16 protein-coding genes are annotated in these 15,560 nt (G+C 45.6%); all 16 read left to right on the top strand.

Annotated elements, in window-relative coordinates; all coding sequences use genetic code 11:
* Positions 1–21: 21 nt before the first annotated feature.
* Entirely contained in the window at positions 22–2,055 is a 2,034-nt protein-coding gene (gene flhA / locus AC3WQ3_RS12550; protein WP_492472427.1) for a flagellar biosynthesis protein FlhA, read from the top strand.
* Positions 2,052–3,407, top strand: a complete 1,356-nt coding sequence (flhF, locus tag AC3WQ3_RS12545; RefSeq protein WP_492472426.1) for a flagellar biosynthesis GTPase FlhF — start codon at positions 2,052–2,054, stop codon at positions 3,405–3,407. Before flhA ends, flhF begins: the two co-directional genes overlap by 4 nt.
* Positions 3,404–4,291, top strand: a complete 888-nt coding sequence (locus tag AC3WQ3_RS12540) for a MinD/ParA family protein (protein WP_336779636.1) — start codon at positions 3,404–3,406, stop codon at positions 4,289–4,291. The genes flhF and AC3WQ3_RS12540 overlap by 4 nt, the downstream gene beginning before the upstream one ends.
* Before the next feature lie 33 nt (positions 4,292–4,324).
* On the top strand, positions 4,325–5,737 hold the full coding sequence (locus AC3WQ3_RS12535) for a protein-glutamate methylesterase/protein-glutamine glutaminase (protein ID WP_336779637.1): 1,413 nt from the start codon (positions 4,325–4,327) through the stop codon (positions 5,735–5,737).
* Positions 5,738–5,770: 33 nt separating this feature from the next.
* Positions 5,771–7,837 carry a chemotaxis protein CheW gene (locus AC3WQ3_RS12530; RefSeq protein WP_354485394.1) on the top strand — a complete coding sequence of 689 codons (2,067 nt, stop codon included), beginning with the start codon at positions 5,771–5,773 and terminating at the stop codon, positions 7,835–7,837.
* Positions 7,838–7,873: 36 nt separating this feature from the next.
* On the top strand, positions 7,874–8,332 hold the full coding sequence (locus AC3WQ3_RS12525; protein ID WP_127536247.1) for a chemotaxis protein CheW: 459 nt from the start codon (positions 7,874–7,876) through the stop codon (positions 8,330–8,332).
* Between the two features lie 9 nt (positions 8,333–8,341).
* Complete coding sequence (locus tag AC3WQ3_RS12520; protein WP_095358695.1) at positions 8,342–8,962, top strand: chemotaxis protein CheC; 621 nt, start codon at positions 8,342–8,344, stop codon at positions 8,960–8,962.
* The gene (locus AC3WQ3_RS12515; RefSeq protein ID WP_095287809.1) at positions 8,955–9,452 is read left to right on the top strand and encodes a chemotaxis protein CheD; all 498 of its coding nucleotides are present in this window, start codon (positions 8,955–8,957) and stop codon (positions 9,450–9,452) included. Before AC3WQ3_RS12520 ends, AC3WQ3_RS12515 begins: the two co-directional genes overlap by 8 nt.
* A gap of 4 nt (positions 9,453–9,456) precedes the next feature.
* Positions 9,457–9,900 carry a hypothetical protein gene (locus AC3WQ3_RS12510; protein WP_110822604.1) on the top strand — a complete coding sequence of 148 codons (444 nt, stop codon included), beginning with the start codon at positions 9,457–9,459 and terminating at the stop codon, positions 9,898–9,900.
* A gap of 15 nt (positions 9,901–9,915) precedes the next feature.
* Entirely contained in the window at positions 9,916–10,704 is a 789-nt protein-coding gene (locus AC3WQ3_RS12505; RefSeq protein WP_095287807.1) for a FliA/WhiG family RNA polymerase sigma factor, read from the top strand.
* Between the two features lie 60 nt (positions 10,705–10,764).
* Positions 10,765–12,174 carry a flagellar assembly protein A gene (locus AC3WQ3_RS12500; protein ID WP_336779639.1) on the top strand — a complete coding sequence of 470 codons (1,410 nt, stop codon included), beginning with the start codon at positions 10,765–10,767 and terminating at the stop codon, positions 12,172–12,174.
* A 51-nt stretch (positions 12,175–12,225) separates the two neighbouring features.
* Positions 12,226–12,540: a hypothetical protein gene (locus tag AC3WQ3_RS12495; protein ID WP_127536244.1), complete on the top strand. Its 315-nt coding sequence runs from the start codon at positions 12,226–12,228 to the stop codon at positions 12,538–12,540.
* Positions 12,541–12,666: 126 nt separating this feature from the next.
* Positions 12,667–13,176 (top strand): hypothetical protein, encoded by a 510-nt coding sequence (locus AC3WQ3_RS12490; RefSeq protein WP_492472425.1) that lies wholly within the window; start codon positions 12,667–12,669, stop codon positions 13,174–13,176.
* A gap of 3 nt (positions 13,177–13,179) precedes the next feature.
* Positions 13,180–13,815 carry an endolytic transglycosylase MltG gene (locus tag AC3WQ3_RS12485; protein ID WP_492472424.1) on the top strand — a complete coding sequence of 212 codons (636 nt, stop codon included), beginning with the start codon at positions 13,180–13,182 and terminating at the stop codon, positions 13,813–13,815.
* A gap of 273 nt (positions 13,816–14,088) precedes the next feature.
* A complete protein-coding gene (gene rpsB / locus AC3WQ3_RS12480) occupies positions 14,089–14,787 on the top strand; it encodes a 30S ribosomal protein S2 (RefSeq protein ID WP_047842496.1) in 699 nt (232 codons plus the stop codon).
* A gap of 120 nt (positions 14,788–14,907) precedes the next feature.
* Complete coding sequence (gene tsf / locus AC3WQ3_RS12475) at positions 14,908–15,558, top strand: translation elongation factor Ts (protein WP_095287802.1); 651 nt, start codon at positions 14,908–14,910, stop codon at positions 15,556–15,558.
* The last annotated feature ends 2 nt before the right edge of the window (positions 15,559–15,560 follow it).

Genomic DNA, 15,560 nt, shown 5'->3' with positions numbered 1-15,560 from the left:
GGATCGGAGGCCGTACATTCATTGAAAACAAAAGATATTGCTGTCCTTGCGGGTATCATTGGCATTGTGTTGATGATGATTCTCCCGATCCCAACCTGGTTGTTGGACATGCTGCTTGTTGTCAACATTTCACTTGCATTGATGATATTGCTCGTAGCGATGAACAGCAAGGAAGCGTTGCAATTCTCCATCTTTCCGGCATTATTGTTGATTACTACACTGTTTCGCCTAGCATTAAATATTTCAACAACTAAGCTGATCCTTGGAGAAGGAGACGCCGGGTCTGTCGTAGCCACTTTTGGTAGCTGGATCGCAGGCGGTCAAATTGCTATTGGTTTCATCGTCTTCCTCATACTGGTCGTTGTTCAGTTTATCGTTATCACCAAGGGTTCGGAACGTGTAGCTGAAGTAGCAGCACGGTTTACACTCGATGCGATGCCTGGTAAACAGATGAGTATTGATGCGGACTTAAATGCAGGCTTGATCAATGAACAACAGGCCCGTGAGCGACGTTCCAAAATTGAGAGAGAGGCTGACTTCTACGGTGCAATGGACGGTGCGAGTAAATTCGTAAAAGGAGACGCGATCGCGAGTATTATCATCTTGCTAATCAATCTCATTGGTGGATTTATTATCGGTATGACCGTACATGGTTTCTCATTTGCAGATGCGTTGTCCACCTACTCTGTATTAACAATCGGGGATGGATTGGTCAGTCAGATTCCTGCACTTCTGATTTCTACAGCAGCGGGTCTTATCGTCACTAGAGCGTCATCCGAAGGTAACTTGGCAGATGATATTACGGGGCAGTTGTTTACATACCCGACGCTCATATATATTGTAGCTTTTGTAATAGCAATGCTTGGTTTCTTCACTCCAATTCACGCCATTACGACCATACCTTTGGCAGGTATACTGGCTTTTGCCGCATGGAGGATGCAAAATACGCTGAAATCCAAACAAGAGGCAGAAGAACAGATGGAGGAGGAACAACAGATCGAAGAGGTTAGAAATCCAGAAAGTGTAATTAACTTGCTTCAGGTTGATCCAATCGAGTTCGAGTTTGGTTACGGTTTGATTCCTCTGGCCGATAACCAGCAGGGCGGAGATCTACTGGATCGGATTATTATGATACGTAGGCAATGTGCGCTTGAATTAGGGCTCGTTGTTCCTGTCATTCGGATTCGAGACAATATTCAATTGAGACCTAATGAGTATGTTATTAAGATCAAGGGTAATGTGGTGGGTGGCGGTGAATTGCTGCTTAATCATTATCTGGCTATGAGCCCTGGGTACGAAGAAGAATCTGTGACAGGAATTGAAACTACGGAACCGGCTTTTGGCCTTCCTGCTCTATGGATCGACGAAGTGACCAAAGACCGAGCTGAGCTTGCTGGTTACACCGTTGTGGATCCGCCATCCGTGGTGGCTACCCATCTGACGGAACTGATTAAGAAACACGCACATGAGCTTCTCGGCCGACAAGAGACGAAGGCGCTTGTGGACAATCTCAGAGAGAACTATGCTGCACTTGTCGATGAACTGATTCCATCGGTTTTGGGCATTGGGGATGTACAGAAAGTGCTGGCAAAACTTCTGCGCGAGAAAATCTCCATCCGGGATATGGTTACAATCTTCGAGACACTGGCTGACTACGGGACGTATACCAAAGACCCTGATGTTCTGACAGAGTACGTAAGACAATCGCTTTCCCGTCAAATTACCCAACAGTTCTCCCAAAAAGGTGAAACTCTTAGAGTGATTACCGTTGGGCCTGGATTGGAAAAGAAAATTGCCGAAAGTGTACAACAATCCGATCAAGGAAGTTACCTTGCACTGGATCCTGCGTCTACACAAAGTGTGTATCAAAAATTGACCGAGCAGGTCAATCGATTAATCCAATCAGGTCAACAACCTGTTGTATTAACTTCTCCAACTATTCGTATGTACCTGCGTCAAGTCATTGAACGTACCATGCAGGACATACCGGTGCTTTCCTATAGTGAGTTGGAACCGAATGTTGAAATCCAAAGTGTCGGAGTGGTGAACTTATGAGAGTAAAACAATATATTGTTGAGACCATGCCCGAAGCTATGCTTCAAATTCGGAAAGACCTGGGAAGTAACGCTGTCATTCTGTCCACCAAAGAAATTAAGGTGGGCGGAATGATGGGAATGTTTCGCAAAAAGAGAATTGAAGTTGTAGCTGCTGTTGAAGAGGAAGATAAAAAAGAAGCCAAGAAGCAGATGCAGAACCAAGTTGCGTCAGTGCCTCGTTCGTATGTTCCTGAAGCGTACAGGCAGACGGCTCGTTCATTTGTGAACGAAGCGAGTGAATCGGAATCGGCTGCCCAGGTTGTTGAGCAACACGCCGATGAAAAACGTAAGGAAACCGCTGCTCATGCTGAATCGATGAACATTGATTCAGATAGAGCGCGCGGTAAATTTGAGTCAAGCACGGATTATAAACCGCGACCGGAAGGGGCGGATTTTTCGGGTTCATCGTCTCCTGCCGTGCAAGAACCAAACAAACAGGGCCAACAAGAACTGATGTCTGAACTGAAAGAACTCAAAAAGATGATGACTCAATTATCTAGACAGAATGAATTGGCTGACCCTGTACCTGAAGCGTTTCTTTTTCTTAGAGAGCGGCTGAGTAATCAAGAGGTGCGGACGGAAGTTTTTGAGTCATGGTTTGAAACGGTTCAGACGCAGTTGAATGCTAAAGAGCTGGACGAAACTGAGATTGTTCAAACCGTTCAGAAACAGATTTTAATGTTTCTGGAGGAACGTATCGATGCGGGGATATTGCCTGGCACTCGTATTGTTTATGTTGCTGGACCTACAGGTGTGGGGAAAACAACAACCATTGCCAAACTGGCGGCTGAGCAGATGTTTAAGCATCATCGGAAAGTTGGATTCATTACATCGGATACGTACCGTATATCAGCAGTAGAACAACTTAGAACGTACGCTTCCATTTTGAATGTTCCACTTGAGGTTGTACAGTCTCCAGGAGATACACAACGAGCCATATCTCGTTTGCAGGATTGTGACCTGATCTTCATGGATACTGCAGGAAGAAATTATAGAAACGAATTGCTCGTTTCTGAGTTGCAAAGCCTGCTTGCACCAGTAGAGAACAGTGAAACCTTTCTCGTCATGAGCATGACATCCAAAAGCGCGGACATGTTTGAAATTACCGAACATTTCAGCAAGTATGGGTTGGATAAAATCATTTTCACCAAGATGGACGAAACGGGCACTTGTGGTCCAATGATTAATCTGCTGCATCACTTCCCGTTGAAACTTGCCTATGTGACCAATGGACAGAATGTTCCGGATGACTTGCTCAAACCAGATCCGATTTCATTGACTAAACAATTGCTGGGAGAACTCGCAAAATGAAGGACCAGGCAGCCTCTCTTCGAAGTTTGGTGTCAGCACCGAGCGGATTGGACAAAACCCAGCCCAGTGGCCGCTCCTCAAAAATCTTAACGATTGCCAGCGGCAAAGGTGGGGTAGGGAAATCCAATTTCACGTTGAACTTTGCCCTTGCGCTGCAAACGCTGGGCAGGAAGGTACTCGTATTTGACGCAGATATCGGTATGGCCAATATTGATGTCCTTATGGGGACTTCATCTCCCTATAATTTGTATCATTTATTGTATCGGCAGAAGTCCATACAGGAAATCATTCAGCTTGGTGCGAACGGACTACCTTACATTGCCGGTGGATCTGGCATGAAAGAGTTATTTTCGTTGTCGGACCGTGATTTGGAATTCTTTGCAGAGCAAGTGGAAATGGTTGCGCAGGAAATGGATTATGTCATATTTGATACTGGAGCGGGGCTCTCCCGCGAGAATATGAAGTTTATTGGTGCAGCTGACGAATGTATGATTGTAACTACACCTGAACCCACTTCCATAACAGATGCATATGCACTGGTTAAAGTGATGCATGGTCAGGAAAATGCTACACCTTTTCGGATGATCGTTAACCGTGTTGAAAATGAACAGGAGTCGGAACAGGTGGCGGACAAAATAGCAGGAGTAGCCAAGCGTTTTTTGCAAACGGATATCCCCCTGCTTGGGTATGTTTCAGAAGATCCGAATGTTGTTAAAGCGGTGAAGAGACAAGTGCCCTACAGCTTGGCTTATCCCCATTCAAAGGCTTCCAGAGACATACAGCGACTCGCCCTTCGCTATTTGGCTGAACCTGGGGTTAACGAAGCCGGAACCTTGACAGGAATCAGGGGATTTATGAAAAAGTGGCTCAGGAAGACAACATGATTCTTGAAAAAAGGAAACAGAGGTGGACAAAACATGGCGGTGTATCAAGTATTGGTTGTCGATGATTCCGCTTTTATGCGCAAAATTGTCACGGATTTAATTGAAGCTGACCCGGAATTCAAAGTTGCGGCCACAGCTTCAACCGGCAGGGAAGCAATTGAAAAAGCAGTGGATTTAAAGCCTGATGTAATTACGATGGATGTAGAAATGCCTGAGATGAACGGGCTGGATGCACTGAAGTCGATCATGCAGAAGTCAACGGTGCCTGTAATTATGCTATCAGGTATCAATGAACAAGGTATGAAGGAAACCATCATGGCGCTTGAGGCAGGAGCCTTTGATTTTATACGCAAGCCTTCCATTTCACATGATCAGGATATTGCTCAAGTAGGCAAGGCCCTCGTCGAGCGGATGCGGGCGGCCATGAACGAAATCAAGCGAAAAGCAGAGCGTGAGGAATCCTTGAAACAGACGAAAGAGATCCAGGAACATCTCTTGCGTCAATCTCAGCGAGTACAGCGTGATGCTCCTGCACAAGTTCGCAGAGAACCCGCTCACAAAAAGATTGATCCTGTTCAGCCAGTTACAAGGCCAAATAGTGAACCAAGTGAGCGACCGCAGTCCAAAGTGCTGCAGCGAAACATGCCGCTGGCGGATCAGAAAAAAGAGCGGCCAGACAAAAAACTGGAAGCTGCAAAGAGCCCAGATCGTGTTCCTAATACAAGAGAAGCTAAGGTGTCTAAACCTATTAAGCCCCTTCATACTCCGAAGGAGTTGCGGAATGCTGAGCCAATACGGGCAGCAATGGAGCAAACGGCTGCAACCTCAAGTCAACCACTAACAAAAGCAGTAACGGGGACTGATAGTGCATTCAACAAAATTGTCGCAATTGGCTGCTCTACGGGAGGTCCAAGGGCCCTTAAAACTTTGCTTGAGGAACTGCCTGCTGATTTGCCTGCACCTGTCATCATTGTGCAGCACATGCCGCCCAACTTTACAAGGTCTCTGGCACAACGGCTAAATACCTTCAGTCCGCTGCATGTCGTTGAGGCTGAAGAAGGTATGGTTCTCAAGAAAGGTTCTGCTTATATCGCTCCTGGTGGATATCACATCGTCGTAAGTAAAGCAACCGATGGAAAGTATATTCTGAAGCTTACGGAGCAACATCCGGTGAATGGCCATCGGCCTTCAGTGGATACGATGTTTGAGTCCTTATTGCCTTTTACGTCGCTTCAGCGGCATTTGGTTTTGCTGACCGGTATGGGCAGTGATGGAGCGAGAATGATGAAGAAGCTGTATGAAGCGGGTGTAACGTCTACCTTTGCGGAAAATGAAGAGACCTGTGTGGTGTATGGAATGCCGCGTTCTGCTGTAGAGCTGCAATGCGTACGTCATCTTCTGCCTTTGCAGGAGATCGCCCCAAAACTTGTTCAAGCAGTGAAATAAACGGAGTGTAACTCATGGAGGAGGTGCCTCACAATGGACATGAACCAATACTTATCCATGTTTATTGATGAGTCTAATGATCATCTGCAATCCCTTAACGACAACATGCTTCAACTCGAAGGCAATCCGGAGGATCTGGGTATAGTCCAAGTCATCTTCCGCTCTGCTCATACTTTGAAAGGTATGGCCGCAACAATGGGCTTTGAGGATTTGGCATCATTGACACACAAAATGGAGAATGTGTTAGATCTTGTGCGTAATGAGAAATTGAAAATGCAGGACTATATTTTTGATACTCTGTTTAAGAGTTTGGACGCGCTTGAATCCATGGTTCAGGATATTACCAGTGGTGGAGAAGGTAAAGCCGATGTTTCCGCAATTGTCGCTTCCCTTCAAGCTATTGAAAGTGGTGAATGGACAGGTGGTGAAACTCCAGCTGCTACAACAACGGCTAAGCCGGTAGAAACCATTTCATCGGCTGTTGATCTGGACGAATTCCAATATTCTGTTCTGGACCAGTCTATCGCGGAAGGGCATCGAGTTTTCTACATTGATGTGCTTGTTAGTGAGGATAGCCAGCTGAAAGGTGTACGTGCCTACATGGTCTTTGATCTCTTGGAGCGTTCGGGTGAAGTTGTGAAGTCTTTCCCTACGGTTCAGGATATTGAGCAGGAGAAGTTTGAGCGCAGTTTCTCGTTGTATTACATAACAACCAAAGAAGCGCAGGAACTGGAAAAAAGCATTTTAAGCATTTCAGAGATAGAAAGTGCCAAAGTCATTCAGCTGGATCAAGAAACTCTTCAGCAGATGACCAATCAGGCTGCGGCAGCAGTTGAAGCTGAAACAGTCGCCATAGCAACAGCTGTATCACAAGAGATCGCAACTGCGGTTAAAACAGAAGAAAAACCAGCAGCCAAACCTGCTGCACCAACGAAACAGGCAGCCGCACCTTCGCGTACGATCCGAGTGGATATTGAGCGATTGGATGTACTGATGAATTTATTCAGCGAATTGCTGATTGATCGGTCGCGTCTGGAGCAGTTAGCAAGTGAAACGGGTAATAATGATCTATCCGATACCGTGGCTCATCTCAGCAGAGTCAGCTCAGACCTGCAAAATATCGTTCTCAAGCTGCGCATGGTACCTGTAGATACCGTATTTAACCGGTTCCCACGAATGATTCGTGACCTAGCCAAAACTTTGGATAAAAAAATTGACCTCGTCATTACCGGTGCTGAAACGGAATTGGATCGTACTGTCATTGACGAGATCGGTGACCCATTGGTGCATTTGCTGCGTAACGCTGTGGACCACGGTGTCGAATCAATCGCAGAACGTGTTGCTGCCGGAAAACCGGAAATGGGCACAGTTAACCTTCGAGCTTTCCACAGTGGCAACCATGTTTTCATTGAAATTGAAGATGACGGCAAAGGAATTTATCGTGAGAAGCTTTTACAAACAGCCATTAAACGCGGTGTCGTGACGGAAGAACAGGGTGCGAAGATGAGCGACGATGAAGTTAATCAGCTTTTATTCGCTCCTGGTTTCAGTACAGCTGACAAAATCTCGGATATCTCTGGTCGCGGAGTAGGCTTGGACGTTGTAAAATCCAAAATCACTTCACTTGGCGGTAATGTAACCATTCATTCCACACCAGGCAAAGGCACTAATTTCTCGGTTCAACTGCCATTGACGTTGTCAATTATCGCTGCAATGCTTGTACGAGTTGGTTCCGAGAAATATGCAATTCCGTTGTCCTCCATCGTGGAGACGGCCATTGTGCAGCGTGAACAAGTTCGTAATATTCATGGTAATAAAATGATTACGTTCCGTGAGTCCCTCATTCCGTACTTGTCGCTAAACGAAGTGTTTGGCGTACCTGATTTCAATGATGAGGATGAGTCGGAAACAGAAATCGTTGTCATCCGCAAAGGAGATCGTCTAGCAGCGGTTTCTGTGGAAGAGTTTATCGGACAGAGCGAAATTGTTCTCAAATCAATGGGAACCTATCTTCCTTCCATTGAAGGAATCTCCGGAGCAACCATCCTGGGAGATGGACAAGTAGCTCTCATCGTTGACCCTAACGCATTTATTAAATAAGCAATTAAGCCTTACACTTATAGGGAGGTTTTATTCATGGAAGAATTGAAAGTCATCGTCTTTAAACTAGGATCTGAAGAATACGGTATTGAGGTTGATAAAGTTCAGACGATTGAACGCATGATGCCGATTACTCGTGTCCCTAAGACATTTTCCTTCGTAAAAGGGGTTATTAATCTTCGCGGGGTTGTTATCCCTGTTATCGACTTGCGTGGTCGTTTCTCTCTGCCAGAAACAGAATATACGGATCAAACTCGAATTGTCATTGTAGCTGTAGGTGACATGCAGGTTGGATTCATCGTTGACGCAGCCAATGACGTAATTGACATTAAGAGCAGCGCAATTGATAGTCCGCCGGAAGTAGTGGGTGGAGTCAAAGCGAGATATCTGCGCGGAGTGGCTAAATTGGAAAATGAGCGTTTGTTGATCATGCTTAATCTGCATGAAGTATTGAATAAAAGCGAAGTTGTACAGCTGGAAAGTGTCGAGGGCTAACACGTGGAGATGTTCAACCGATTTGAGGGATTCCAAATGGATGTGCTCAAAGAGGTCGGTAACATTGGAGCAGGCAACGCCGCAACGGCGTTGTCTCAACTTCTAAATAGACCGATTGACATGGGCGTGCCGACAGTACAGATGCTCCCTTTTGAAGAAGTAGCTGAAAAAGTGGGCGGGGACGAACGAATCGTGGTGACTGTCTTTTTACGTGTTGAAGGCGAGGCGCCAGGTAATCTGTTCTTCATGATGACCCCGGAAGCCGCCAAAATGCTGCTAAACCGGCTTGCTGGTTTTGATCTGAAAGACGGCCTCATGTTTACGGATATGGAACAGTCTGCGTTATCGGAAATCGGTAATATTCTGGCTGGATCATATCTTTCATCACTTGCAGATTTCACCAAACTGTCGATGTATCCAACGGTTCCCGGACTTGCCATTGACATGGCAGGGGCAATACTCAGCTATGGGCTGCTGCAATTTGGCGAAATGGGAGACGATGCACTTTTGATTGACACATCGTTCTTCGAAGGAGAAGATCAGGTGGAAGGTCAATTTTTCCTGATTCCCGATCCATTGTCATTTGCCAAGATATTTGAATCTTTAGGGGTGCCTCTGGATCATGATTGAAGAAAAAAGCGTCGTTAAAGTCGGTATGGCGGATTTGAACATTGCTCACCTTCCTGGCATAATCCGCACGACAGGGCTTGGTTCTTGTGTGGGGTTAACGATGTATGATCCGCATTTGAAGCTGGCTGGAATGGCGCATGTGATGCTTCCTTCTTCAGAGATTGCAAGAGAAGGAAAATTGAACACAGCTAAATATGCCGATACGGCGTTGCCTGAGTTATTAGAAAAGATGTTAAAACTCGGTGCATCTCGTTCACGTATCGTGTCCAAAATGGCAGGTGGTGCTCAGATGTTTGCTTTTTCAGGAGCTGGAGATACCATGCGTATTGGGCCGAGGAATGCGGAATCTTGCCGGGAATGGTTGCAAAAGCTTAATATTCCTCTTCTAGCTGAAGACACTGGTGGAAATTATGGCCGGACCATTGAAATGGACTGTGAAACAGGGATTTTAAATATTAGAAGTGTACAAATGGGTGTAAAGGAATTATAAAACTATGATAGGAAACTACCGCATTAATCTTGGAGCAGGCATAGTCGGATTTATTCTGACTTTTTTTGTAGCATACAGCAGCAATTTGTTGATGACCAGTTTAATTCGCGGGTTAATCGGATTCGTAGCCTGGTACGCCCTTGCTTTTGGTTTGCGCTGGGGGCTGGGGTTGCTGTTGACCCCGTCCGCAGGAAGTAAGGGTTTCGATTATGATCCCCAAATTGGTCCAGAAATGAGAGGTTCGCAGGTTGACATTAAACTCGAAGACGATGGACAAGAGCTAAACGACTTGCTCAAGAATGGACAGAACGCCTCCTCTGGGGAAGAGATTCCGCCATCCGAGACGAAAGCTCCAACGGGTTTCGCCCCATTGGATCCGCCTAAACTGGTCCGGACCAAGGATCCGGAAGAATTGGCGCAGGCCGTTCGTCACCTGACAGACAAATAAGGAGGGTGAAAGCAATTGGACGAGCGTAAAGCTTCACATTTGAACCATGCAGATCTGTGGGAAAAGTGGAAAGAACACGGAGATCTTGAAGCCAAAAAAGCTTTAATTGAGAAATATCTTCACATTGTGAATTATGTATCCGGTCGTTTGGCTGTCGGATTACCCAAAAATGTCCCAAAAGATGATCTGGAGAGCAACGGCGTCATGGGACTAATCGATGCTCTTGAGAAATTCGACTATGAACGAGGTCTTCAATTTGAGACGTACGCCTCATGGCGAGTTCGTGGAGCGATCCTGGATGGTTTGCGTCAAGGAGACTGGGTTCCCCGTTCCGTGCGAGAAAAGGCTAAACGAATCGAAGATGCTTATCAGCAGCTGGAGCAAACCTATCTACGGTCAGTAAGTGATGAAGAAATGAGTCAGTATCTTGACGTGTCGACTAAGGACTTCCAACATATGCTCCAGGAAGTGGCGGTAATGTCACTGTGCTCTCTTGAAGACCCGATTCGGGAAGAAGAGTCAGAGACTCGTCTTTCTTTAATGGTCGATGAAAAGGCCAAAAATCCAGATTACAAAGTGAACGAGTTTTATTTAAAGGATGCTTTGGTTCAGGGACTCGATAAGCTGACAGTTAAAGAGAGAACGGTAGTTTCCCTCTTGTATTATGAAGACTTATCGCTTAGTGAAATCGCTGAAGTGATGTCTCTTTCACCATCGCGTATATCGCAGCTGCATTCCAAAGCCATTTTGAGACTCCGTGGTACGCTCGAAAAACAGAAGGATCTGTTAATGCGCAAAGATTAATAGAAAGCTTGATTACACGGATTTCGGGGAGTGGAAAGTCGAAAAGGAGGAAGAACTGCATTGACACAGCGAATTGCTTTGGAACAATGCCTTAGCGTTGTTTTATCGGAAGATAAAAGTACGGCCTACCTTGAGTTTTCCAAGCAGGAAGAAGGTTTCAACTGCACGCTGGATGACCTGGAACAGTTTATTGCGGGTCAGGGCATTAAGTATGGTGTGCTGCGTGAGGCACTTGTCGTGTTTGTGAATCAACCTGAAACATATATGAATACGCAGTTGAAGATCGCCGAAGGCATCGCGGCTGTTCCTGGAACAGACGGGTACATCAAGGTATTGGTTGGCATGGACGATGCGAGTGAACGGCGGCCTCTGGAAGCGGAAGATGGCAAGGTGGATTACAAAGAAGTAACTCGGTTGAATAATGTAAAATCAGGTCAAATCATTGCCGAGCGCATTCCTCCAGTGGATGGCTCAGTAGGCCAGGCCGTTACTGGTGAGGAAATTCCTTTTCGACCAGGGAAAGACGCACGATTCAAAGTGGGGAAAAATGTTGTTATTAATCCGGATGGATCTGCAATGTATGCCGCTTTGGATGGACTCGTGACCAAAACGGAAGGGAACAAACTGAATGTATTCCCGGTATACGAAATTAATGGCGATGTAGACTACAATATAGGTAATATTGATTTTGTAGGTACGGTGGTCATACGTGGCAATGTACTGACTGGTTTTAAAATAAAAGCAGCGGGTGACATTCGCGTTGTCGGCGGTGTCGAAGGTGCAGAGCTAGAAGCAGGGGGCTCTGTTGAGATCACTGGTGGTATTATCGGATATAACAAAGGGCTTGTTCAGGCGGGTCACAATGTCAAATGCACCTTTATTCAGGAAGGTAACGTAGATGCAGGTGAAGATGTTCTCGTCTCTCAAAGCATTATGCATTCCAATATCCGTGCAGGCAGGAGCGTGATCTGTGCCGGCACCAAAGGTCTTATTGTTGGTGGATCCATTCAAGCCGGTGAGAATGTTTCAGCTCGAATTGTGGGGAACAGCATGTCGACAGTAACTTCGATTGAAGTTGGTGTTCTACCCAAATTGCGTAACGAACTGAGTGAATTGCGTAAAGGGCTCAGGGAACAGATGGATTCATTAGACAAAACGAAAAAAGCATTGGTACTGCTGGATCAATTAGCTGCTGCTGGACAACTGAGTCCTGACAAAATGGCTATGCGAGTTAAGCTTACGGCTACACAAAAGTCGGCACTTCGTCTTAATGAGGAAACCAAGTCACGTATATTCGAAATTGAAAAAGTATTGGAAGATACGAGCAGAGCCCGGGTGGATATTCTCAAGATGATTTACGGAGGCTCTAAGATAGTTATCGGCAGATACACCAAATTTATTAAAGATCCTGTGAGTAGAATTTCATTTTATTATTATGACGGGGACATTACGATGACTCCATTCGTTTAAGTACAGCATCAGGCACAGGTAAAAAACCATTCGAAACCGTGAGGTGAGCGTATGAGTTTTAAGGCAGTAGAGTTGCAGATTGCAGTACCACGAACAAGTGAAGCCGGTCGGTATCAGAGCGAATATCAGCAGCGGCCGGTCACGGACCAGAATTTACTGGCAGTGCAAACGGCCAAGGAAGCAGAAGAGGCAAGACAGCGCAGTGAAGCGATGGAAGAAACAACACATACAGGTGTACGAGACGGTCAATCTAGTAATGGAGAGCACGAAGGGGGTTCCCGGGAGCAGGAGACGATCCAGATGTCGGAGCAAGTCAAACCTGCGGAGCATCCGTACAAAGGAAAACATGTGGATCTGTCATTGTAACCCTTTCCGTATTACAAAAATGAAGACTTGAGCTTTGAAGGCGATATCCAAAGGAGAGGAACCAATTTGTCACCATGGGTTATTATTGTCATATTAGGTGCCTGTGCCATTGCATATGCATTCATCATGCCCAAGAAAAATAAGACACCAGAACCGAGCCAACAATTAGTGCAAGAGATGGAATCCACACTTGAACATTATATGGCTGAGATCGAAAGCGATAATGATGCCCTTATTCAGCGTGTTGCTGAAATGAAGGGAGAGGCGGCAGCTGCAGATCAACGCATGCAAATGCAGCTTGAAGAATTGCAGAAGCGTCTCAATGAACTTGAAAAAAGCAAAGAGTCCGAAACCCATCATGTTTCAGATATTTCAAAGGATGAATTCGATGCGCTGCAGGCTCAGGCTCTTGTGGCCAGTATGAGAGATGACGCCACAAAGCAGATTTCAGAAACTGAGCCAACACAAAGTGGCCAAGAGCCTGTCAATGAGCGAGAGTCAATCAAAGATCGGTATTCAGAAGTGTTTCATTTGTATGATGAAGGCAAGTCAGTGGATGCGATCGCAAAACAGACCGGCATACAACGTGGAGAAGTACAGCTGATTCTTCAGCTGGCAGAACGGGAGGAAGGCTAAGAGATGGACAAGCGCTCCCTATGGATTGGAATTGGAACGGGCATGATCATTGGAGCAGTGCTGCTTCAGCTTGCCACAGTGGGACAAAACGCCCTATCTGACAGCAGTTTGGAAACGGATCCGGCTGCAACTGCAGCCAATCTGACGAAGGAAGAGCTGGAGTTGGCTGCCAAAAGCATGGATTTGAAGCTTGTCGGTACAGAGGACGAACTATATACGGAAGCCGAATGGGTACAAAAGAAAAAGCAGGAGAGCAGTGAAATGCAGGGAGAAACGGCTGCTGCTCCGAAGAAAGCAGAGGATACTAGTGATCCTGCAGCTCCCACGGAGCCTCAGCAGCCAGCTTCAAGTGGCAATGAGAGTCCGAATAATGCGAGCGAGCCAAAAGCAGCAGAGCCATCGTCACCGAACACGCCTCAAAAGACAACAGTCACATTTAGAGTGCGTTCTGGTAACAGTTTGGCGATTGTCGCTGGAAATCTCGAGAAAGCTGGCATAGTAGATGATGCCCAGGCCTTCATTAAGGCGGGAAAGGCAGAGCGAATCAACACCAAGATTCAGGTGGGAACGTACGCACTTGAAAAAGGGGAAAGCTTCGAATCCATCATCGCCAAAATTACTCAAGAACCGTCAAGCTGAGTACACTCAGGCAAGACGGTTCTTTTATTTTATAGTCTAATTGGGCAATAATTATAGTCGGAGATTCCACATAACATATAAACGTTGTGCGACTAGGTATGTTTGCTTTCAAAGACTGTTGCATCAGCCAAGCAGTTATGCTATATTAGATAACGGTGTTAAAACACACGCATGTGCTAATTTTGTTGAGGGTGCTTTCCTGATGGAGAGTCTTGGCGAAAAATGATGCCGGCGGAGGACACAATAAAAAACCATATTAGGAGGTGTGTGAAGATGGCAGTAATCTCCATGAAGCAGCTTCTCGAAGCTGGGGTACACTTCGGTCACCAAACTCGTCGTTGGAACCCAAAAATGGATCGTTATATCTTCACTGAAAGAAACGGAATTTACATCATCGATTTGCAAAAAACGGTGAAAAAAGTCGAAGAAGCTTACAACTTCGTTAAAGGAATCGCAGGAGAGAATGGTACAATTCTTTTCGTGGGTACTAAGAAACAAGCTCAAGATTCTGTTAAAGAAGAAGCTGAACGCGCTGGTCAATTCTACATTAACCAACGTTGGTTGGGCGGCACTCTGACTAACTTCCAAACGATTCAAAAACGTATTGATCGTTTGAAACAACTGGAAGCTTGGGAAGAAGACGGCACATTCGCTGTATTGCCTAAAAAAGAAGTTATCTTGCTTCGCAAAGAAAAAGATCGTCTGGAGAAATTCCTCGGCGGTATTAAAAATATGAAAGGCCTGCCAAGCGCCCTGTTTATCATCGATCCACGCAAAGAGCGTATCGCTGTTGCAGAAGCTCGCAAATTGGGTATCCCAATTGTAGGTATCGTTGATACAAACTGCGATCCGGACGAAATCGATTATGTTATCCCAGGTAACGACGATGCAATCCGCGCTGTTAAGCTGTTGACAGGTAAAATGGCTGATGCCGTGATCGAAGCTAACCAAGGCGAAGAAACTTCCGCTTAATAGATTCGAACATAACGAATGAACTAAATGAAAAGGGTGGTTGGTAGGTGGATAACCTCTCACTGCCCTTTTTTTAGAGTGTACGTGTACGTACAATACTTATTTTGGAGGGAATTAATAATGGCAGTTAACGCGAGTGCAGTAAAAGAACTTCGTGAAAAAACGGGCGCTGGTATGCTCGATTGCAAAAAAGCACTGGAAGAAGCAAATGGTGATATCACAAAAGCGGCTGAAATTCTGCGTGAAAAAGGTCTTTCCGCAGCTGCAAACAAAGCAGGACGTGCAGCTACTGAAGGTACTGTAGAATCTTATATCCACGCTGGTGGCCGTATCGGTGTCCTGGTAGAAGTTAACTGCGAAACTGACTTCGTAGGTAAAACAGACCAATTCAAAGATTTCGTTAAAGACATCGCTATGCAAATCGCTGCAGCTAGTCCGAAATTCGTAACTCGTGAAGAAGTTCCTGCAGAAGAGCTGGAAAAAGAAAAAGAAATCTTGAAAGCTCAAGCGCTGAACGAAGGCAAACCAGAAAAAATCGTTGAGAAAATGGTTGAAGGCCGTATCGGTAAATACTACGAAGAGTACTGCCTGATGGAACAAACTTTCGTTAAAGATCCAGACAAAACAATCTCCCAATTGCTGAATGAAAAAATCAGCCAAATCGGTGAGAATATCTCCATCCGTCGTTTCGTTCGTTACGAACTAGGTGAAGGTTTGGAGAAAAAAGTAGATAACTTCGTAGAAGAAGTTATGTCCCAAGTGAACAAATAAGA

The organism is Paenibacillus sp. FW104-T2, from assembly GCF_058789975.1.
This window is presented reverse-complemented; position numbering and strand designations above follow the sequence as displayed.

Bases quoted from the DNA above. Each gene is read 5' to 3' on its own strand.
- AC3WQ3_RS12540 (WP_336779636.1), top strand. From the start codon at position 3,404: ATGAAGGACCAGGCAGCCTCTCTTCGAAGTTTGGTGTCAGCACCGAGC.
- AC3WQ3_RS12515 (WP_095287809.1), top strand. From the start codon at position 8,955: ATGATTGAAGAAAAAAGCGTCGTTAAAGTCGGTATGGCGGATTTGAAC.
- AC3WQ3_RS12535 (WP_336779637.1), top strand. From the start codon at position 4,325: ATGGCGGTGTATCAAGTATTGGTTGTCGATGATTCCGCTTTTATGCGC.
- AC3WQ3_RS12530 (WP_354485394.1), top strand. From the start codon at position 5,771: ATGGACATGAACCAATACTTATCCATGTTTATTGATGAGTCTAATGAT.
- AC3WQ3_RS12490 (WP_492472425.1), top strand. From the start codon at position 12,667: ATGCCCAAGAAAAATAAGACACCAGAACCGAGCCAACAATTAGTGCAA.
- AC3WQ3_RS12510 (WP_110822604.1), top strand. From the start codon at position 9,457: ATGATAGGAAACTACCGCATTAATCTTGGAGCAGGCATAGTCGGATTT.
- AC3WQ3_RS12485 (WP_492472424.1), top strand. From the start codon at position 13,180: ATGGACAAGCGCTCCCTATGGATTGGAATTGGAACGGGCATGATCATT.
- tsf (WP_095287802.1), top strand. From the start codon at position 14,908: ATGGCAGTTAACGCGAGTGCAGTAAAAGAACTTCGTGAAAAAACGGGC.
- rpsB (WP_047842496.1), top strand. From the start codon at position 14,089: ATGGCAGTAATCTCCATGAAGCAGCTTCTCGAAGCTGGGGTACACTTC.
- AC3WQ3_RS12520 (WP_095358695.1), top strand. From the start codon at position 8,342: ATGTTCAACCGATTTGAGGGATTCCAAATGGATGTGCTCAAAGAGGTC.
- AC3WQ3_RS12525 (WP_127536247.1), top strand. From the start codon at position 7,874: ATGGAAGAATTGAAAGTCATCGTCTTTAAACTAGGATCTGAAGAATAC.
- flhF (WP_492472426.1), top strand. From the start codon at position 2,052: ATGAGAGTAAAACAATATATTGTTGAGACCATGCCCGAAGCTATGCTT.
- AC3WQ3_RS12495 (WP_127536244.1), top strand. From the start codon at position 12,226: ATGAGTTTTAAGGCAGTAGAGTTGCAGATTGCAGTACCACGAACAAGT.